Source organism: Deinococcus cellulosilyticus NBRC 106333 = KACC 11606, from assembly GCF_007990775.1.
Taxonomy (GTDB): domain Bacteria; phylum Deinococcota; class Deinococci; order Deinococcales; family Deinococcaceae; genus Deinococcus_C; species Deinococcus_C cellulosilyticus.
Map to the genome: position 1 here is coordinate 1 of NZ_BJXB01000032.1, position 20,283 is coordinate 20,283.

Consider the following 20,283-nt stretch of genomic DNA (forward strand, 5'->3'; position numbering starts at 1 on the left):
TTTGGCCAGCAGGATCAGTTCACGCTCGGGCACCAGACCGTCCAGGACGATCATGGCATCCACATTTTTTTCCAGCAGGCGGGCGAATGGAGTTCTCAGCGCAGGCTTTCTGACCTGTCCACTGGCAAAAATGGGGTGGTAGGGGCTCCCTTCCAGACCTTGATCAATGCCCTTGAGAATTTCTCCGTAAAAAGGACTGGAAATCTCCTGGGTCACCACGCCAATGGTAAAAGAGGGCTCCTGAAAGGGACTTCTGTTCATCACACCATGGTTGTATCCCAGGCGTTGAATGGCTTCCAGAACGGCCTTATGTTTTTCTGGGGCCACCTGGGCGGTGCCATTGATCACCCGCGAGACGGTGCTGGGGGAAACTCCAGCTTCCCGGGCAACATGATTTAAGGTCACAGTCTCACGCACATGTCCTCCTTGACAGCGTTTTCAGACTTTGGCTTCCCCAGGCACTTCTCGACTTCTGCACACAGGCACGACCGAGAAACTGCTTTTGGAACAGTGTTTGAGTGAAGTTTTCATGATGATATCGGTATTCGATATCGATTGTCAATACCCATGGTTTTGTCCTGAGATCAGGTTTCGTGAGCAACAATGAGCTGTCCTGGGGACAGGAAGATCCAGCTTCCGGCTGTATTTCTCTCATTCCCTCAAGATTTCTGGCATAAAAGCCTGATCATTAAACGCTTTTTGTCGCATTCAGACCCTCTGGACATTTGAAAACGTTTTCAGAGTCTCTCTGCTGTCCTCAAACCTCTGACTGCAGAAAACCCTGGCAATCGCCAGTTGGCCTACTTGACGCTTTGCTTCGCTGGCCCTTACACTCCAGACAATGAACCGGAACTTCACCACCACCATGCAGGGGGACACCTGGGCTTAAAAGCTCCATCGGTGATCCCCCGGCCTGCGTTTGGTGCACAGGCCGGTTTTTTTTGTTCCCGAAAGAGGTCTGAAATCATGAAAGTGAACCCTGAACCATCCAAACAAGCCGACCACCTCCAGCAAAACCCAGTGGTCGGATTCCAGTCTGCATCTGGAATCATTCATGACCTGTTTGCTTCAAAGCCAGAAGGAGCACAGCCCATTGCACTGCAGGACCGAGTGGCAGCACAGCTTGTCAGGCACTCTCTGGCCCATGTGCTGGCCAAGGCAGTCAAACAGCATTTTGGATCAGAGCACCCCATCCAATTTGGCATGGGCCCGGTCATTGAGAATGGTTTTTATTATGACTTTGACCTGCCTGTGCCCATCCGGGCAGAAGACTTGCCGCTGCTAGAAGAAAAAATGCGGGAAATCATCCGTCAAAACCTGCCGTTTCAGCGGTCAGAAGTGTCCAGAGAGGAAGCCGCCAGCAATTTTGCAGATCAGCCTTACAAACTGGAATTGCTGGAAAATTTACCTGAAGATGCCGTGATTTCTCTGTACCGGCAAGGGGACTTTGTGGACCTGTGCAGAGGGCCTCATGTGCCTGCAACGGGCATGATTCCCTTTTCGTTCAAATTGACGCATGTTTCGGGAGCCTACTGGAAGGGTGATTCCAGCAGGCCCATGCTGCAACGGATTTATGGGGTGGCCTTCCATGAGGGGGAAGAACTGGAACATTTCCTGTGGCAGCAGGAAGAGGCCAGAAAACGGGACCACCGCAGACTGGGGCAGCAACTCGAACTCTTCATGGTCTCCGAGGAGGTCGGTCAGGGCCTGATTCTCTGGCAGCCAAAAGGGGCGATGGTGCGCCTCCTCATCGAGGAATTCAGCCGCAAAGCCCACCTGATGCATGGCTACGACTGGGTGATCTCTCCCCACATTGGCAGGGCGCAGCTGTGGGAAACGTCCGGTCACCTGGATTTCTACAAAGACAGCATGTACGCCCCGATGGACCTTGATGGTGAGGCTTACTACGCCAAACCCATGAATTGCCCGTTTCACATCGAGATCTACAAAAACAAAAAGCGCTCTTACCGCGAGCTCCCTCTCAGGTACGCTGAATTTGGCACGGTGTACCGTTATGAGCTTTCGGGTGCATTGCACGGACTGACACGGGTGCGTGGATTCACCCAGGACGATGCCCACATCTTCTGCACGGCAGATCAGGCGGAAGCAGAAATCTCAAGAGCCCTGGAGTTCTCGCTGTTTGTGCTCAGAAGCTTTGGGCTCTCAGATTTCACGGCCTACCTGTCCACGCGTCCAGAGGAGTCTGTGGGAGAGGCAAAAGACTGGGACCTTGCCACGGAAAGCCTGCGCAGAGCTCTTGAAAAAGCCCATCTGCCTTATGACATTGATGAGGGTGGAGGGGCATTTTACGGTCCCAAAATTGACCTGAAAGTCAAAGACGCCCTGGGCAGGCAGTGGCAGCTCAGCACTATCCAGTTTGATTTCAATCTGGCAGAGCGTTTCAGGCTGGAATACATTGCCGAGGATGGGCAGGCAAAACGCCCCTTCATGGTCCACCGTGCACTGTTCGGCAGCATGGAACGCTTCTTCGGGGTGCTGCTGGAGCATCACGCAGGCGAGTTCCCCCTGTGGCTTGCTCCGGTGCAGGCAAAAATCATTCCCATTGCAGACAGGCACATCGAGTACGCCCAGAAAGTCGCTTCTCAGATTCGGGCACATCAGGGCCGTGCAGAGGTGGACCTGAGAAACGAACGCATGCAGGCCAAAATCCGGGATGCAGAACTGCAAAAAATCCCCCTGGTTCTGGTGGTGGGAGATCGGGAGGCGCAGGAAAATCAGGTCAGCGTGAGGGAACGTGGGGTGAAGGAACAGCAGGTGATGTCTGTTGAGGGTTTGCTGGAGAAACTGAGAGGAGCCTCGGTGGACCAGTTGCTCCATGGCAATCCGTCTTTTTGATTCTGTTTGACCACTTTGCATTGAGACCGGCCAGATGGCCGGTTTTTGTTTTCAGGACAGACGCGAGAGAAACGTCTGACCCTTTACCGATCCCAGGATGATGGCATGTTCAGTCATATATCTCCAAGTCGAATCACCAGATGATCACATTCGCTTACCAGAATGATTGACTTTGATCACATGATCCCCTAGGATGAGGGTACAGAAATTCCCTGATGTTGCAGCGGCCTTGCCGCAGTCTTGTTTTATTTCCCGGAGGAAGTCATGCACAGAAAGACCCTGATCACCGGCTCACTCATGCTCACCTGCTTTCTTTCCCTTGCTCATGCCCAGAGCCTGAAACCCGAGTACATCGCCCAGGCCACCGAGCGCACCATCACCCTCGATGGGGACCTCAGCGACTGGGCTGGACTCCCCCAGTACACCATCGAGATGTCCAACGGCTTCCCCTCTGTTCCAGTCAGTTCCAAAGGTTATTTCCAGGTGGCTTATGACAAGGACAACCTCTATCTGGTGGGTGTGTTCAATCAGGCCAAAGATACAGTGCTGGCCAAGCTTGCTCAGGACGCACCCGAATGGTGGAACGATGACGTGCTGGAAATCTACTTCCAGCCCAACCGCACCGACAAAGTGCCCACCAGCCAGCACTTTGCCATCAACCCCGCAGGCGTGCGCTTCAAGAACTACACCGCCACCACCGAGTACCAGACGGCTTCCAAAATTGAGGACAACCGCTGGATCGTGGAAGTGGCTTTCCCTCTAGGCAAGGGTGTTTTTGCTGCAGCAGGAGACGGCAGCGCCTGGAACCTGAAGGTGGGCCGCGAGCACCAGAAAGCTGGAGAATACCCTTTGTGGCCCATGGGTGGTGATTTCAACGCCGAAACCAACTACGGCATCCTGAGCTTCAACAAGACCCTGCAAGATGCGCAATCCCTGGTCGGCAAGTATCAGGTGGCACAGGAAAGCGCAACCCCGATCATCAGCCGGGTGTCTGACATCTCTTCTTTTGCAACCTATTACGGAAAAGATGCAGCAACCATCAGCAAACTGAGCAACTTTGATCTGGCGATCACCCAGCCCGGGCTTTCAAAAGAGCAGCTTGATGCCCTGCATGAAAACGGCACCCGCGTGGTGGCCTACCTGAGCATCGGGGAACTTGATCCCGGAAGCGCATGGGCCGGCGAAGTGAAAGACAGCTGGGTGCTGGGCACCAATGCCAACTGGGGCTCCAAGTTCGTGAACGCCAGCGAAGTCGGATGGCAGGACATCATGGTCCGTGAAACTGGAAAACTGATTGCCCAGGGTTACGACGGGGTTTTCCTGGACACCCTTGACACCGCAGATGTTTATCCTCAGGCCGCTCCTGGACTGGTGGCCACCGTTGAGAAGCTGCGCAAAACCTACCCTGATGCTGTGATCGTGCAGAACAGAGGCTTCTCCCTCCTCAAACAGACCGCCGAACTGGTGGATGCCGTGATGTTCGAAGGGTTCTCCAGCGCCTGGGATTTCAACAAGAAGGAATATCACGCTGTGCAGGGCGATCCCAACTTTGTGGCCTCTTACGCCAAGCGGGGCCTGGTTGTGCTGGCCCAGGATTACGCCAACCCAGACGATACCGCCACCATCACCAACGATTACGTGCGTGCCAGAGAGTACGGCTTCATTCCCTACGTTGCCAACCTGATGCTGGACCAGCTCTACATCCCTGAATTGTGATGATTGAAGGTAAGAGACAGGAGGAGCCATGCTGATTCAGCCAACCCGCAAACCCAAAGAGAAACTCAGCAACCTGAGGCAGCAGGAAGCCCTGCTCGCCTACCTGCTGATTCTGCCTTCCACCATCGGGATTCTGGTGTTCGCCGTGTTTCCGATCCTGGCCTCCATGGGGATCTCCATGACCAGCTGGGGAGGACTCACCCAGCCCAGCCTGGAAAACTTCAGGAGCCAGTTCAACGGCATTGAGAATTACCAGACGGCGCTCAGCGATGACCGGGTGGTGCGCTCCATTCAGCACACCCTCACTTACGTGCTCCTCTCTGTCCCCATCGGCATTGCCGTGTCCCTGGCAATTGCCACTTTGATCCACAACCTGAAAGCAGGCTGGCTTCGGACCTTCTTCCGCACCACCTATTACCTCCCCATGGTCACCATTGGTGTTGCTGTCGCCCTCCTCTGGCAACTGCTGCTCAACCCGCAGGGCCTGATCAATCTGATGCTCAGCTGGTTTGGCATCAAAGGCCCTGCATGGCTGGCCTCGCCTGAATGGGTGCTTCCCGCCATTGCCCTCTTCTCGGTTTGGCAGGGCTCGGGAACCAGTGTGATCCTGTTCCTGACGGCGCTCAGCAACGTTCGAAAGGAGCTTTACGAAGCGGCACAACTGGACGGGGCCACCGGATGGAATGCTTTTTTGAAGATCACCCTCCCCATGATCAGCCCGACCATCTTTCTGGTGATGGTGCTCTCCCTGATCTCCAGCATCCAGGTGTTCGATGCCGTGCTGGTGATGACCAACGGGGGACCTGGAGACTCCAGCACCACCATCGCCGTGTACATCTACAAGACCGCCTTCCAGTACTTCAAGTACGGCTACTCTGCAGCCCTCGCCTGGATTCTGGCCATCTTCCTGATCGTGCTGACCCTGATTCAATGGCGCGTGCAGAGACAGTGGGTGAATTATGACCAACAGTAAACCCCAGAACCTGCCTGTCACCCACGAAAAGGCCCGCAAAACCGTGAAAGCCCCCTTAAACCAGTACCTGATTGTGTTCGTGCTGTCTCTCGGCGCATTGATGATCTTCCTGCCCTTTCTGTGGATGATCTTCACCAGTTTCAAGACCCCCACCGAAGCTTACGCCTGGCCTCCGGTCTGGCTCCCGAAGGAATGGAACCTCAAAAACTTCCAGCAGCTCTTTGACACCATTCCCTTTTTGAAGATGTTCGTGAACAGCGTCTGGACTTCTGTGGCCATCGCCTCCCTGAACATCCTGACTGCAGCCCCTGCAGCCTATGCTTTTGCAAGATTGCGTTTCCCCGGAAACGACCTTTTCTTCAGCTCCCACCTGCTGTCCATGATCGTGCCCTGGCAGGTCACCCTGATTCCGACCTTCTTGATGGTCAAACAGTTTGGCTGGTACGACTCTTACGCCGCCCTGATCATCCCCAGCATCTCCAACGCTTTCACGGTGTTTCTCTTGTTTCAGTTCTTCAGAAACCTGCCCAAAAGCCTCGAAGAAAGCATTCTGGTCGATGGGGGCACCTGGTTCACCGCCCTGTGGCACATCGGGATTCCCGCTTCCAGAGGCGCAATTGCTGCCGCGTGGCTCTTCGCCTTCCTGGGCAACTGGCAGAACTTCCTGTGGCCCCTGATCGTGCTGCAGTCCCAGGACAAGATGGTGCTTCCCGTGGGACTCCTCAGCCTGCAGAACCAGTTCTCGGTCAATGTGCCGGTCCTGATGGCCGGAGCCACCCTGGCAAGCCTGCCCACCATCATCGCTTACCTGTTCGTTCAGAGATACCTCACCGATTCCGCGATCACCAGCGGAATCAAGGGATAACCCCAGATCTGGCACTGAAAGCCTGATCTCTTCCCCCTGGCCAAGATTTCCATTCGCTTCCCTCAGGCAAAACTGAGCAAAGCTCAGTTTTCCCGAAAGTGCACAAGGAGTACCCATATGAAAAAAGCTTTTGGTCTGACCCTTTCCCTGCTGGCCCTCGGCATTGCTTCCGCCCAGAAAGTGACCATCGACTACGCCACCTGGGACGCCACCCGCCAGAAAACCGACGAGGCCCTGATTGCCGCCTTCGAGAAGGCCAACCCCACCATCGACGTGAAATACAACCTGGTGCCCTGGGGCGTGTACTGGCAGAAAGCCGCAGCCATGACCGCAGGTGGAAGCACCTTCGACGTGATGTGGATGAACCTGGACAACTTCCCCTTCTACCAGTCCCAGGGTGCCCTCGCTCCCCTTTCTGTTCCTGAAAAATCCCTCTCTGCAATCAACAAGAACATGCTCGATCCCTACCGTGTGGGAGGCAAGCTTTACGGGGTGCCCCTCGGACCCCAGGCCGTGACGGTTTTCGTGAACCGTGCCCTGTTTAAAGAGCGTGGCGTGGCCATTCCCACCAAAGAGTGGACCTGGGACCAGATGCTGGACGCCGCCAAGAAACTCACCTTTGAGAAAGACGGCAAGAAGATCTGGGGCATCAACGCCCAGGACCTGCAAATCGACCTCGAATACGGCATGAGCTTTTATTACTCCAACGGGGGCAAAGGGGTGATCCGCAAGTCCGGCAAGACCTTCAAGGCCAACCTGGATCGCACCTTCAGTGACACCGCCCAGAAACTCAGCGACCTGATCTACAAGCACAAGGTCAGCGCAGGACCCGCCGATGTGGGCCAGCAGGGCTACCAGCAGTTCCTCGCCGGTCAGGTGGGCATCTTCGTGGAAGGCTCCTGGATGGTGCCCGTGTGGTCCCAGAACCCCGATCTGGACTGGGCTTATGCTCCTTTCCCCAGCCTCCAGAAAGGCAAGGCCGCCCGTCCGGTCTTCAGTGCCCACGCCCTGGTGGTTCCTGCCGGAAGCAAGAACAAGGAAGCCGCCAACAAACTGATCGAATGGCTGAACACCAGCACCCAGGCCCAGCGCATGATCGCCCAGAAGGGACTCCTCCCCACCCTGGCCGACGAGTACAGAACCCAGTACCTGCAGGCCCTCCCTGGCCGCAACGCTGGTGTGGTGTTTGACCAGTTGAAAAACTCGGTGATCATCAACAGCGATGTGAGGAACCTCTCGAACCTGCCTGAAGTCCTGACCGCCCTGAACACCAGCATGAACCTGGTGTGGACCGGCAATGCCAAAGTGGCAGACGCCGTGAAGAATGCCACCAAGGACATGCAGAACCTGCTCAATCAGGGGAAAGTGATCGGGAGCAACTGATGAACTTCGTTCTCGGACTGGACGGGGGTGGCAGCAAAACCGCTGCCCTCCTGCTCAGCGAGTCAGGCACCACCCTGGGGCCTTTTTACACCACGGGCGTGAATCCCTTCGACAACCCGAAGTGGCAGGACACCCTGATCAGCTTCCTGAATTCCCTGCCCCAGGTGAACCTCACCGCAGCCTGCTTTGGACTCCCTGGATACGGAGAAGTGGATGCTTACTCCCGAATGCAGGACCAGACCATCGAGAACTGGGTCTCCAACATCCGGTATGACGTGGTGAACGATGTGCAGGTGGCTTTTGAAGGGGCTTTCTGCGGGTCCGCAGGGGTCCTGATGCTCGCCGGAACAGGCTCGATGGCCTGGGGCAGCGACGGCACACAGCACATCCGGGTCGGAGGCTGGGGTGAAAAGCTTGGAGATGAAGGCAGTGGCTACTGGATTGGAGAGCAGGCCCTCTCTCTGCTGACCCACACCCTGGACGGAAGGCTGCAGGACGATGTTTTTAAATCCAGCCTGCTGGAACACCTCAGCATTCACAGTGTAGACCCATCCAGAGACCTGCTCTCCTGGTATTACACGCTGGACCACCCCAGATCCCAGATCGCTGCGCTCTCACAGCTGGTGGACCGCATGGCCCGCGCAGGGAACAGAACTGCACTGGACATTCTTTCTGGGTCCAGTCAGCATCTGGCCCACCACATCGAAGCGGCCTGGAAGAAACTGGGCCTGCAGAATCAGCCCCTGACCTGGAGCTACGCCGGGTCCCTGTTCAAAAGCCAGCTGGTGCTGGATGGGGTCAAAGACCGCTTACCAGACAGCCAGCTTCAGGAACCCCTGCTTCGTCCCCTCTCAGGAGCTGTCTGGCACGCAGCAAAACTTGCAGGCTGGGACAGACCGCTGGACCGCGTAAAGGATGCCATGTCCGCCGTGGGGTATCAGGGATAATTCCCTCCCCAACCCCCGTACCCTCTCCCCTTCACCCACTGAGAGTTCCTCTCTCATCGTTTCACTCTCAGAAAGGAAGTCCCAATGAACGTCACCGAACAGAGCATTTTTGAACAGTTTTCCTTCTGGAAATCCGCGCTTCAACTCGAGCTTCCCCGTCTTGATCCCGAAAAACTGACCATTGTCGTTGGATGCGGCACCTCGTTTTATCTGGCCCAGACCGTCAGCGCCCTCCTCAACCGTCACGGGTTCCGTTCCCAGCCGGTTGCAGGCAGCGAGTGGACCCACCATGCCAGCAGTTACACCCCTGAGCAGGTGCAGGTGATTGCCCTTTCCAGAAGCGGAGAATCCACGGAGACCATCGAGGCTGTGGAGTACAGCAAACAGCAGGGATATCTGGTCATCGGGATCACCTGTGAGAAGGGCAGCACCCTGGAGCGCAACAGCGACCTGCCGATCTACGCCGAGACCCACGCCCGTGAAGGCATCGTGATGACCTCCTCTGCAAGCCTGATGCTGCTGGTCAGCATGCGTTTGATGGGGATTGAGATCTCCGAGATTGATGTGGACCGTGCTGAAGAGTTCCTGCACCGCTCTGCCTCTGAAATTGACAGTCTGCTGGTGGGACGCTCACACTTCGTCTACCTGGGCGGAGGCCACCTGTACGGCATGGCCAACGAGGGTGCCCTGAAACTGCAGGAGATGAGCCTCAGTTACACCCAGGCCTACCACCCCATGGAGTACCGTCACGGCCCCATCACCCTGGTGGACGAAAGAACCCTGGCTGTGCTGCTGTACAACGATGAAACCCATGCCCTGGAAGCCAGGCTGACCGGAGACCTGCAGAGCAAAGGAGCCCGTGTGCTCGGTGTTGGTGGTCCTGGAGACGTGTCTCTGCCCTACCCCACCGAAAACAACGAACTGGCAGCTTTGCTGGCCCTGCCCGTGCTGCAACTGATCGGTGAGCGTCTGGCCCAGCTGAAAAATCTGGACACCACAAAACCCCGTCACCTGACCAAAGTGGTGGTGCTGTCATGACCGCAGCCCTGAGACTGAAACCCAAAAACCGTGCAGCAGCACTGCTGGCCCACGCCCGCGAGCACCGTTACGCCATTGGTGCATTCAATGCCGTGAACCTGGAAACTGCAGAGGCCATCGTGCAGGCTGCGGAACTGGAAAATGCTCCGGTGATCCTGCAGGTTTCAGAAAACGCTGCAAGATACGCTGGCCTGGAACACCTGACTGCCGTGTGCCAGAGCCTCAGGGAACATGCTTCTATTCCGGTGATCCTGCACTTCGATCATGCAGAAACCCTGGAGAGTGCTCTGACCGCTGTGGCCCTGGGTTACGACATGGTGATGCTGGAAGGGGGCGACCTCGATCTGGACGGCAACGCCAAACGTCTGAAACTGCTCTCCAAGACCGCCCATGCCCTCGGTGTGGCTGTGGAAGGAGAATTCGAGGTCACCCAGAAAGGGGAACGGGAAGCCACCCACCTGTCTGCCAGTGCCCTGGAGGACTTCATGAAGGTCTCGGGTGTGGATGCCGTCGCCGTGGACATCGGCACCAGCCACAAACAGACCGAAAAAACCGCGATGCTTAACATCCCCCACCTGCGGGATCTGGCCCACCAGACCGCCGCCCCACTGGTGCTGCACGGATCAAGCGGAGCCACCCCCGAAGACCTGCGCATTGCCATCCATGAGGGCATTTCCAAGGTGAATGTCGCCACCGAACTGATGCTGGAATTCACCCGTGGGGTGCGAGAACAGCTTTCAGACCCCAAACTGTACGATGCCCGCAAGTACCTGGGTTACGCCCGTGAAGTGATGACCCAGCGGGTGCGCACCCTGATCCAGAACTTCGGGAGCAGTGGGCAGGTCCTATGATCATCGCCCTGACGCCCAACTCCTGCATTGACCGGGTGCTGCACCTGGACCGCAAGGTCACCCCGAACAACCTGCACCGTGTGAATCACAGTGTGGAATACGCGGGAGGCAAAGGGGTGAATCTGGCCCGTGTGGTGCGTGCCCTGGGTGGAGAGGTGCTGCTGGCAGGGTTTCTGGGAGGATTCAATGGCCTGAAGTTCCGCCATCTGATGCAGCAGGAAGGTCTGGAGGGTGTGTTTCTGGAGCTTCCTGGAGAGACCCGCGAGTGCCAGATTCTGCTGGATGGCAGTGATCACCCCACCGAGATCAACGAAAAAGGCCTGACCGTGAACCATCAGGACTGGCAAACCCTGATGGAGAAATTGCCTGAAGGGAAACTGGCCATCTGTGGGAGCCTCCCTCCGGGGGACACCCTGGGCCACTTTCAGGACCTGCTGCAGAGACTCCCTGCAAAACCCGTGGTGGACACCAGTGGTCCAGCCCTCACCAGCGCCATCTCTCAGGGGGTGCTGCTGTGCAAGCCCAACGAGCATGAACTGGCAGGCATTGTGGGCAGCAAACTGAACAGCATGGAAGAGGCTTTTGAAGCTGCCTCTCAGCTGTACCAGACCCACAGAACCCCGATTCTGTTGACACTCGGTGCCCAGGGGGCAGCTCTGGTGAATGAAAAAGTGCATCATGTGCGTTCTCCGTCCATCATGGTCAAAAACCCCATCGGGGCCGGAGACAGCCTGCTGGGTGCCTACCTGTGGGCCACAGATCAGGGTTACGCCCCTGAAGAAGCGCTGCGCTGGGGTGTGGCGGCAGGGGCAGAGTGTGCCCGCAAAGGGGGACCTGCTTTCGTGACCCGAGAAGGGGTCACCGAGCTGTACCAGCAGACCCGGTCTTTGCAACCCTCCTGATTTTTGCCTTTCGACAACATGAGACACACGGAGGCCCGAGGTGTCCGGACCATCCGAGAGATTGGCAGGCAGACACCCTGTTCAGAGAGGAAGAACCATGACCAAGATCGTCATTCTGGGCGCGGGAAGCGCAGTGTTTGCACAACAGATGGTCACCGATGTGCTGTGCATTGAGGGGCTGGAGACAGGTGAATTTGCCCTGGTCGACATCGACCCCATCCGTCTGGAGCTGGCCCATCAGCTGGCAGAACTGGCCGTGCAGAAATCTGGAAAGAACTTCCGGGTGACCGCGACCACCAACCGCTTGCAGGCCCTTCCAGGCACAGATTTCGTGATCTCCTGCATTGAGGTTTCCGGTCTAGAGAACGTGCAGTACGACTACGACATCCCCCTCAAATATGGGGTGGACCAGTGCATTGGGGACACCATCGGGCCAGGAGGCCTCTTCAAATTCCTGAGAACCGCCCCAAGCTGGCTCTCCATCCTCAGGGACATCGAGCGCATCTGCCCGAAAGCCGTGGTGATGAACTACACCAACCCCATGAGCGCCCTGGTTTTATTGGCCACCCGTGCCACCAGTCTGCAGGTGATTGGCCTGTGCCACAGCGTGCAGGGCACCGCACAGCAGATCGCGGAATACATCGGGGTGCCGTACCAGAAACTCAGGTACCAGTGCGCAGGCATCAACCACCTGAGCTGGTTCACCAAACTGGAAGTGGACGGGCAGGACGTGTACCCCGAACTCATCCGGGTTGCAAAGCAGAAAGACATTTACGAAAGAGACCCTGTGCGTTTTGAGATGCTGCTGCACCTGGGGGCATTTACCACCGAATCCAGCGGACATGTCTCTGAGTACACCCCGTATTTCCGCAAGCGACCAGACCTGATCCAGAAGCACACCCGCGCAGGCTACCGGGGCGAAAGTGGCTACTACGCCCACAACTGGCCCACCTGGAGGTCCGACCATGACCGCCATGCCAGGGAAACCATCGCCAGAGGGGTTGAGGCCATGGAACTGGAACGCAGCCACGAATTTGGTTCCCAGATTGTGGAGGCACTGACCTTCAATCGCCCTCAGGTGATTCACGGCAACGTGAGAAACACGGGCCTGATCGACAACCTGTCTCAGGATGGCTGTGTGGAAGTGGCGTGCCTACTGGATCACAACGGAATCCAGCCCACCCACTTCGGATGCCTCCCAGAGCACCTTGCCGCCCTGGATCGACAGCACATGACCTTCCATGATCTGGCTGTCACCTCCATTCTGGAGCAGGACCGTGAAGCTGCAGTCCACGCGCTGATGCTCGACCCTCTCACCGCCGCAGTTTGCTCTTTGCAGGAAGCCCGCAGCCTGTTTGATGAACTGGCAGAAGCTCAGAAGGCCTATCTGCCCAGATACATGGCGAGTGGTGCAAGGGCTGCAATCGGGGACTAAACCGAGAGCCCAGAGCCGAGAGCCGGGCGTAAGGTATTCTGGACTTCAACAGTTGTCAAACCCTTTCAGGGACCATCCCGTTTTGAAGCTTGCAGTGCACTTCTTCAAGGCTCTGCTCTCCCCCATCCACTCCCCCAACCCCCAGAGGTACTTTCCATGACCGAACCCATTCAGGCACTTCTTCTAGGCGCAGGCAGCCGGGGGTATGATGTGTTTGCCCGCTGGGCTTTACAACATCCCGACCAGCTGAAGTTTGTCGCGGTGGCCGATCCTGATCCTGCCAAACGGCAAAGGATGATGGAGGAGCATGGCATTCCTGCAAGTCAGGCTTTTGCAAACTGGCAGGATGCTTTAAATGCAAACCTTCCCATTCAGGCCGTTGTGAATGCGCTCCCAGATCACCTCCACGAGGAAAGCGCCACAAAAGTGATGCAGAAGGGTTACCACCAGCTTCTGGAGAAACCCATCACCAACAATCTGTCTGGTGCAGTGCGCATTGCCGAGGCCGCAGAGGCTTCTGGCAAAGTGTTGATGCTTGCTTACGTGCTGCGTTACACCCCGTTTTTCTCAACCATTCATGATGTGGTGCAGTCCGGTCAACTGGGCGAGGTCGTGCACTTCGAGTGGTCTGAGAACGTGTCGGCCATTCACTACTCACACTCTTTTGTGCGTGGGAACTGGTCCAACACGGCCAAATCCAGCCCGATGATTCTGGCGAAGTGCTCGCACGATCTGGATCAGCTGGCCTGGATTCTTCCAAAACGCATCAAGCAGCTGTCCAGTTTTGGCTCCCTGCTCCATTACCGGGAAGAAAACAAACCTGCTGGAGCCCCAAAACGCTGTCTGGACGGATGCCCTGTGGCTGAAACATGCTCTTTCCATGCGGCAAAGATCTACTTGACCGATTATGTGAGCTGGCCTGTGAATGTCATCAGCACCGACATGAGTCTGGAAGGTCGCATTCAGGCCTTGCAGGAAGGTCCTTATGGCGTCTGTGTGTACCAGTCCGACAATGACGTGGTGGACAATCAGGTGGTGATGTTCGAACTCGTTGGTGGAGGTTCAGGCACCCTGGCCATGCACGGTCACTCTGGCGAGGAAGGCCGTTACGTGCGCATTGATGGCACGAAAGCCACCCTCACAGCAGCCTTCACCGACCGCAAGCAGGAGATCTGGCTGGAACCCCACACCTTCGAGACCTCTTACCTCACCGGAGGCCACCAGATTCCCATTCAGGCCCCGAGTGGCACGGCAGGGATGGGTCACGGTGGAGGGGATGATGGGGTGTGTCAGGCCTTCGTTCAGTCGGTCCGAAATGGCACCATAGAACCCACCAGTCAGTACCTCGAAAGCCAGTATCTGGCCTTCGCCATCGAGGAAGCCCGACACCAGAACACAAAAGTGGACATGGAAGACTTCCGTGGACGGGCTTCAGTGGGGGCACTGGTTTAGGTCCCCCTGCACCTCGCTTCGCCTGGTGGTCCCCCCTTAACAAAGGGGGGTTGTTGGTTGTTTCAGATGCAAACCATCCCAGACGGCTTACAATCCCCCTTCGTCAAGGGGGACAGCTTCGAGCCATAGCGAGAAGCAGGGGAACTTCAGCCTCAGTGCTCTAAGGCCAATGCTCAGGGAGCCTCAATCACATAAGCCTGCAATTCAGCCATTTTGCCGTCCCTGAAGCGCCAGACATCACAGGCCCTGTAGTGTGTGGCCTTTCCCTGTTCGTCGGTCAAAGTGATCTCGCCGATGGCTGTCAGAAAGTCACCCTCTGCGATCATGTGATGGATGCTGAAGGTGGGGATCACCCTGTAGGCGGTTTCCATGTACTCGCGCACAGCTTCTTTGCCTCTGAGGGTCCTGTCGCCCACGAAGTTCCACTCGGTGTCTTCGGTGCAGAACTTCAAAAAGCCTTCAAAATCTCCTCTGGTGATGGCCTGATTGGCCTCTTCCAGAACCATTTTCATCTTCTGGGTCTGTGACATTGAGAACGCTCCTGAAATGAATTGGGGTCACACCACTGCACTTGCCCTGTCTGGCTGTTGCCACCGATCTGAACAACCGAAGACGCCCAGCAAGCCACTGCCGTTCAGGTTGTGTCACGCAACACCCCTGAACCGCGTTATTACATATAGACATTTTATGTACTTTTTGTCAATATGTCTTTATGCCACCCTCCCTCACAGACAGCGAAGCAGCAGCCCGGCGCTCCAGAATCTTGAATGCCGCACGCTGGTGCTTTCTGAACTTCGGTTTTGCAAAAACATCCTTTGAAGACATTGCCAGACAGTCAGGGCTGTCCAGAACCCTGCTTTATCGAACCTTCAGGGACAAGGAGGACATCTATAAGGCCGTCTTTGTGGACCTGATGGTTTCCCGTCATCCTGCAGCCAGAGAGGCCGCACAGGGACCAGGCAGTCCCCTTAAACGCCTGCTCATCGTGTGCCGTTTGATGGTGCTGGAGCCCTGGTCCGAGATGTTCGGCACCCCCATGGGACATGAATTCATTGAGACCTGTGAGCGGATGGATGCCGAAACCGGAAAGCTTTACCGCGAGGCCATGCACGAATGCGTCCTCTACATCCTGGAGGATGCCCTGAGCACCGAGGTCTTCTTGCTTGCAGTCGATGGTCTGCTTGCAGATCGGCCCAGCACGGCTGTGCTTGAGTCTCGAATTCAGCTTCTCGCAACCCGGTTTGCTGCCTTTCCTTCACTGCTGGGGTCTTTCGAAGAGGCACCATAAGCCTTGTACAGAGGGCATGAAGTTCACGAAAAGTGCTGCTCTGACCTCCATCAATTGACAGGCAAGGTGAGCTCACCTTCTCCAGCAGAACCACCTTCTGACCAGAGGTGGTTCTACTCATATGCGTTCACTCTTGCCGTCATATTCGATCAAAAAAAATCACCAATATGATTGACTATGACGATAAAGGATGCTACTCTCAATGCAGTTCCCATTACACCTGCATTCTCTCCTGCGTTTTCCTGCCCATCAGAACTGCATCAACGACCACGCCTGCCCGGACAGGGACAGGCATCTGGAGGTATTGTCTCGTGAAGTCCATCAAAACCCTGACCCTCATCATCAGCCTTGGCCTGCTTGCCGCCTGTGGATCTGCACCCCGGGTTTCCTCTGACCCTGCTTTCTCTGACACGGCACAGGTGGAGGTTCAAAAGCAGGTGAACAAAGCCCCTTCGCGCCTGAGGGACAGTCAGGGAAACCTGAAAGTGCTGAACTACGCCACTTTTTATGCCACCCCGACCACTGCAGACCTGGATGAACTGCAAAAAAGAGACATCTCTTTCGTGCAGCCCAATGCGGTCAGCAATGAACAGATCCAGGCCCTGCAAACCATCGGTTATGCCATCTCCTACCTCTCCATCGGTGAGATTGGCATTTACAACACCTACTACGTGAATGGTGTGCCCAAACTGGGCTGGGAACTGCTCGGGTGGAGCAATGGAGACCCCAACAACCACACCATCACCGGAACGCCCGTGATTCCCCAGTCCTGGGTGGTGGGCATGAACAAGAATTTTCAGGCTCCGATGCTGGACCTCACCAACGCAGACGCAAGGGCCTTTCTGGTACAGCAGGCCCAGGCCCTGTGGGCAAGACAGTTTGATGGCCTCTTTCTGGACACTGCAGACGATGCTGAATTCTTCGGGGCAGGCACGCCAGGAACCGTTTTCGAGAACGAGAACCTGATCCTGTATGCAAACCGCCCCACTTACGCCCAGATGCGGGCAGGCTACATTGCGACCATCAAAGCCCTCAGGGCTGCATATGCATCAGGGATTCTGGTGCAAAACGGCGGATTTGATCTGGTGCTGGACAGTGAGAACAGTGGAGATGGCACTGAGGGTTACATCGACGCAGTGATGCACGAAGTCGCCACCACCCGTTACCTGCCCCCAACCACCTCCGAGGCGCACCCCACCCTGAATGGGGCCAACTACCTGAGCTGGACCTCTTATTACGCCCAGACCCCTGAGCCCCAGCGCACTGCCGACCAGAACTACCGCATCAACCGGGACCAGCATGCAGATGCCTACCTTGCCCGTGGAGGGGTGGTATTCGCCCAGGATTTCGCCACCCCGGACCGCACCGATCTCTCCTGCCTGTCTTATGAGGTTTCCCGTTCCCATGGATGGATTCCTGCCTATTCCGATGCCCACTTCCAGAAGCTTTACACCTTCCCGGACAGCACCGCACAGATCCGCAGTTACACCGGATGTGCAAATTACACATATACCGTTGCCTCTGATTTCTCTGTGACCTTCCAGCCCAGAACCGTCAGCGCCAGACCCGGAACCAGCACCAGCACCACCCTGAACGTGGGAGCGGTCAACGGCTACACCAGTCCGGTAAAACTGCGCTTTGGCAAACTTCCAGCGGGTGTGACCGGCAGTTTCAGCAGCACCCAGGTGACCCCTGGCCCCACGACCCAGGTCAGCTTGACCCTCAACATTGCATCCACCACTGCCCTGAAAACCTACATCGTTCCTGTGATTGCCACCAGCGCTGGAGAGAGCATGCGCTACGATCTTCGCCTGAACGTGGTGAATGTCAATGGCGAAACCGTGTGGATTGCCAACGCTGGAAATGGCACCGTTGCAGCCTACGACACGCAGGGAAACCTGACGGGCACCAGCACAGAGAACCGAAAAGCCAGCGGCATCTCCCAGCCTTACGACATCGCGGTGGCTGCAGATGGCACCCAGTTCGTGGTGGAAAACGTGGGCAACCCCGCTGCACCTCAGCCTGCAGGTCGAATCCTCAAGTACGCCCCCTTCAGCCTCAGTGAACCTCTGCAGACCCTGACCGGGCTGAACTATCCCACCAGTGCCGCACTGGACAGCTCGAACAACCTGTGGGTGGTCAGCAGCGCGCTGGACTGGACAGGCACCGTGCGCGGAACCCCCAGAATCAACCGCTTTGCACCGAATGCCACCACTCCCACCTCGGGCTTTGATTTCCCGGCCAGCAGCTATGGTTATCCTTTCCGTGCGGCCATCGACAGTCAGAACCGCCTGTGGGTCACCACCAGTTATGGCCTGATCACCATGTACACCAGCCCTCTGACCGCCACAAGCAACCAGGCTCCCGATCTGGTCTGGAGTGTGACTGGACTGAACCCCAAAGGCCTGACCTTTGATGCTCAGGGCAACCTGTACGTGGTGGGGAACGAAGGCACCAGCAGCAAGGCCGTCCGACTGGACACCACCAATCTCACCCTGAGCCAATTCTCTGCAAACGCAGACTCCAGAATTCTGGCCACCTACACCAGCAACCTCTACAGCCCCTTTGATGTGGATGTGGACGCCCTCGGAAACCTCTGGGTGGTCAATTCCACAGGCTCAACCACCACCTCAGGCAGCGTGGTGCGCTTCCCCGCCGTTTCTGGCACACCCTCCACCACCCCCAACCTCATCCTGAACCAGTCCACCCAGTACACCGTGGGCATTGCAGTGTCCAACCCCCTGTAAGAGGGCACAATGGTCCAGAGGATGACATGCTCCTCTGGGCTTTTCTCGTGAAATGTCGTTGTGCCGTGCCGAGGGCCAAGGGCCTATGGATCTACCCCAAAAGAACTGTACGTTTCTCAAGTGTCCTGACCGTTCCATTCGCGTTGCTCAGCAAAAAGCACTGCAGTGCTTTTTGCGAACATCAATAGAGCAAAAACACACAGGCGGGTGTTCTTTCGATCGCAGAAGAAGATGCAGCTTACGATGAAGAGGTCGTTCAGGATTTCTGGCAACAGGGCGAGGCACGCCTCGCCCCTACAAATGCCTTCTGCTTTCTGCCTTCACCTTTGCTTTTTGCCTTCGGCTTTAAACCCCAGGTCTCGGCCTGAAAAGGAGTCCATATGAGAAAAATTCCCACCCTGATTTTCACCCTTGCCCTTGTTGCCTGCTCCCAGACCCACTCCCAGACGTCCGAAACTTCTGCAAAACAGGCTGTTCCGAACATCTTTGCATCCCCACAGGTGCCCAGATCCTGGGATTACCGCATCGCAAAAGTCCTCACATCTTCCGCCTCTCAGGTGGTCAGTCAGGACGCCTGGAATGCCACTTCAGTCAGTGTCACCAGCCTGCACAACCTGGGAAAACCTGTGCTGTGTTACTTCAGTGCAGGCACATGGGAATATGACAACTTCAGCCGCCTCAACATCAACAAGGTGCTCACCAATGGGTCAGGCAATGTGTCGGAAGCTCAGGCGGTTTCCACAGCCATTCAAAATGGCAAAACCAGTTACACCTTTGGTGGCCAGACCCGACAGCTGACCGGAGACCAGATCACCTTCAGGAACCTCGCAGGCAGTCAGCTTCCCGGCTGGGATGAGTATGTTTACAGGATTGGTGGATTCACAGCGTCCAGCAGCACCGCTGAGCATGTCCTCTTGCGCCGCATCATGAACGAACACATGCAGCGCATGAAAACCCTGGGGTGTGATGCCATCGAGCCAGACAACATTGATGCATATGCCAACGTTTCTGGGATTTCTGCCACCGACCAGTACAACTACAACGTGTGGCTGGCCAGCACTGCGCACAATCTGGGCCTGAAAATCCTGCTGAAAAACGACCTTGGGCAGATTTCCGATGGTGCAGAGGATGTGCCCGCAGGGAAGCCTGGCCTGGCCCGAATTTACGATGGAATCATCAATGAGGAGTGCTTCAAATACCAGGAATGCGGCGAAATGAAGCCCTTCAAGGACCTGAACAAGCCGATTTTTGTTCGAGAATATCTGGTCCAGAGCTGCAGCACCTTCAAAAGTGGAAAATACAGCAGCACCGATTCCCGAAGCCGCCAGCAGGTGGCAAGCGCTTTGCATCTGAATGTCTCGGGTTCCCAGTACGACAATGGAGGTTCTCCAGATGCCAATGCCAACCCCACAACATGTGGTTTTGGCACCTGGTAAAGAAAGCCTCTCTGTGCAGTTCCTGCTGGTTCTGAATCTTGTTTTTCAATGACGCTCTGGAGATACTCAGAGCGTCTTTTCAAATGCGGCATCTCAAATGCGGCATCTTCTACCGGACCTACAAATCCAATTTCATGGCCAACATGACCACAAAAGTGAAGTATCTGGAATTGTTCGAGTTGCACAATCATGATGGGGCAGCCACCTTTGCCACCAATGGGATCAGTTATTTGAAGAAAAAAGGCTACAGCATCTTAGATGCGAAACAACAGGACAACAGCACCATCACCCTTTTCACCAATGGATCAGATGTCATCATGCTTCAGGCCTTCACGGTGATGAACCAGTTGTTCATCGCTTTTGCAGGCAGCATGATGAAGTGAAGAATTCAACC

17 protein-coding genes are annotated in these 20,283 nt (G+C 56.2%); 15 read left to right on the forward strand and 2 right to left on the reverse strand.

From position 1 onward, the window contains the following. Positions 1-417 (reverse strand): LacI family DNA-binding transcriptional regulator (locus DC3_RS24245; protein WP_146889605.1); only part of this gene is annotated, 417 nt, incomplete at its 3' end. 549 nt (positions 418-966) lie between these two features. Between DC3_RS24245 and thrS the strand changes: the two genes are divergently transcribed. The 11 genes from thrS (at position 967) to DC3_RS24300 (ending at position 14,418) form a co-directional block, all read left to right on the forward strand. Next, positions 967-2,856: a threonine--tRNA ligase gene (gene thrS / locus DC3_RS24250; RefSeq protein WP_146889608.1), complete on the forward strand. Its 1,890-nt coding sequence runs from the start codon at positions 967-969 to the stop codon at positions 2,854-2,856. Positions 2,857-3,120: 264 nt separating this feature from the next. Beyond that, complete coding sequence (locus DC3_RS24255) at positions 3,121-4,572, forward strand: endo alpha-1,4 polygalactosaminidase (protein WP_146889611.1); 1,452 nt, start codon at positions 3,121-3,123, stop codon at positions 4,570-4,572. Between the two features lie 28 nt (positions 4,573-4,600). Next, positions 4,601-5,545 (forward strand): carbohydrate ABC transporter permease, encoded by a 945-nt coding sequence (locus DC3_RS24260; protein ID WP_146889614.1) that lies wholly within the window; start codon positions 4,601-4,603, stop codon positions 5,543-5,545. Then, positions 5,532-6,410 carry a carbohydrate ABC transporter permease gene (locus tag DC3_RS24265; RefSeq protein WP_146889617.1) on the forward strand — a complete coding sequence of 293 codons (879 nt, stop codon included), beginning with the start codon at positions 5,532-5,534 and terminating at the stop codon, positions 6,408-6,410. The genes DC3_RS24260 and DC3_RS24265 overlap by 14 nt, the downstream gene beginning before the upstream one ends. A gap of 117 nt (positions 6,411-6,527) precedes the next feature. Beyond that, a complete protein-coding gene (locus DC3_RS24270) occupies positions 6,528-7,793 on the forward strand; it encodes an ABC transporter substrate-binding protein (protein WP_146889619.1) in 1,266 nt (421 codons plus the stop codon). Further along, entirely contained in the window at positions 7,793-8,740 is a 948-nt protein-coding gene (locus DC3_RS24275) for an N-acetylglucosamine kinase (protein ID WP_146889622.1), read from the forward strand. The genes DC3_RS24270 and DC3_RS24275 overlap by 1 nt, the downstream gene beginning before the upstream one ends. 84 nt (positions 8,741-8,824) lie before the next feature. Beyond that, entirely contained in the window at positions 8,825-9,778 is a 954-nt protein-coding gene (locus DC3_RS24280) for an SIS domain-containing protein (protein WP_146889625.1), read from the forward strand. Next, the gene (locus tag DC3_RS24285; RefSeq protein ID WP_146889628.1) at positions 9,775-10,629 is read left to right on the forward strand and encodes a class II fructose-bisphosphate aldolase; all 855 of its coding nucleotides are present in this window, start codon (positions 9,775-9,777) and stop codon (positions 10,627-10,629) included. The genes DC3_RS24280 and DC3_RS24285 overlap by 4 nt, the downstream gene beginning before the upstream one ends. Continuing rightward, a complete protein-coding gene (locus DC3_RS24290) occupies positions 10,626-11,531 on the forward strand; it encodes a 1-phosphofructokinase family hexose kinase (RefSeq protein WP_146889631.1) in 906 nt (301 codons plus the stop codon). Before DC3_RS24285 ends, DC3_RS24290 begins: the two co-directional genes overlap by 4 nt. Before the next feature lie 97 nt (positions 11,532-11,628). Further along, positions 11,629-12,966 (forward strand): alpha-galactosidase, encoded by a 1,338-nt coding sequence (gene melA / locus DC3_RS24295; RefSeq protein ID WP_146889634.1) that lies wholly within the window; start codon positions 11,629-11,631, stop codon positions 12,964-12,966. 156 nt (positions 12,967-13,122) lie between these two features. Further along, entirely contained in the window at positions 13,123-14,418 is a 1,296-nt protein-coding gene (locus DC3_RS24300) for a Gfo/Idh/MocA family protein (protein WP_146889637.1), read from the forward strand. Positions 14,419-14,591: 173 nt separating this feature from the next. On the opposite strand, the gene DC3_RS24305 is transcribed toward DC3_RS24300, so the two are convergent. Next, entirely contained in the window at positions 14,592-14,948 is a 357-nt protein-coding gene (locus tag DC3_RS24305) for a nuclear transport factor 2 family protein (RefSeq protein WP_146889641.1), read from the reverse strand. A gap of 182 nt (positions 14,949-15,130) precedes the next feature. Between DC3_RS24305 and DC3_RS24310 the strand changes: the two genes are divergently transcribed. From DC3_RS24310 to DC3_RS24325, 4 genes are all read left to right on the forward strand, one after another. Continuing rightward, on the forward strand, positions 15,131-15,706 hold the full coding sequence (locus DC3_RS24310; protein ID WP_146889644.1) for a TetR/AcrR family transcriptional regulator: 576 nt from the start codon (positions 15,131-15,133) through the stop codon (positions 15,704-15,706). A gap of 311 nt (positions 15,707-16,017) precedes the next feature. After that, positions 16,018-18,453 carry an NHL repeat-containing protein gene (locus tag DC3_RS24315; RefSeq protein ID WP_146889647.1) on the forward strand — a complete coding sequence of 812 codons (2,436 nt, stop codon included), beginning with the start codon at positions 16,018-16,020 and terminating at the stop codon, positions 18,451-18,453. Between the two features lie 380 nt (positions 18,454-18,833). Continuing rightward, positions 18,834-19,889, forward strand: a complete 1,056-nt coding sequence (locus tag DC3_RS24320) for an endo alpha-1,4 polygalactosaminidase (protein WP_146889650.1) — start codon at positions 18,834-18,836, stop codon at positions 19,887-19,889. Positions 19,890-19,972: 83 nt separating this feature from the next. After that, on the forward strand, positions 19,973-20,272 hold the full coding sequence (locus tag DC3_RS24325) for a hypothetical protein (RefSeq protein ID WP_146889653.1): 300 nt from the start codon (positions 19,973-19,975) through the stop codon (positions 20,270-20,272). The last annotated feature ends 11 nt before the right edge of the window (positions 20,273-20,283 follow it).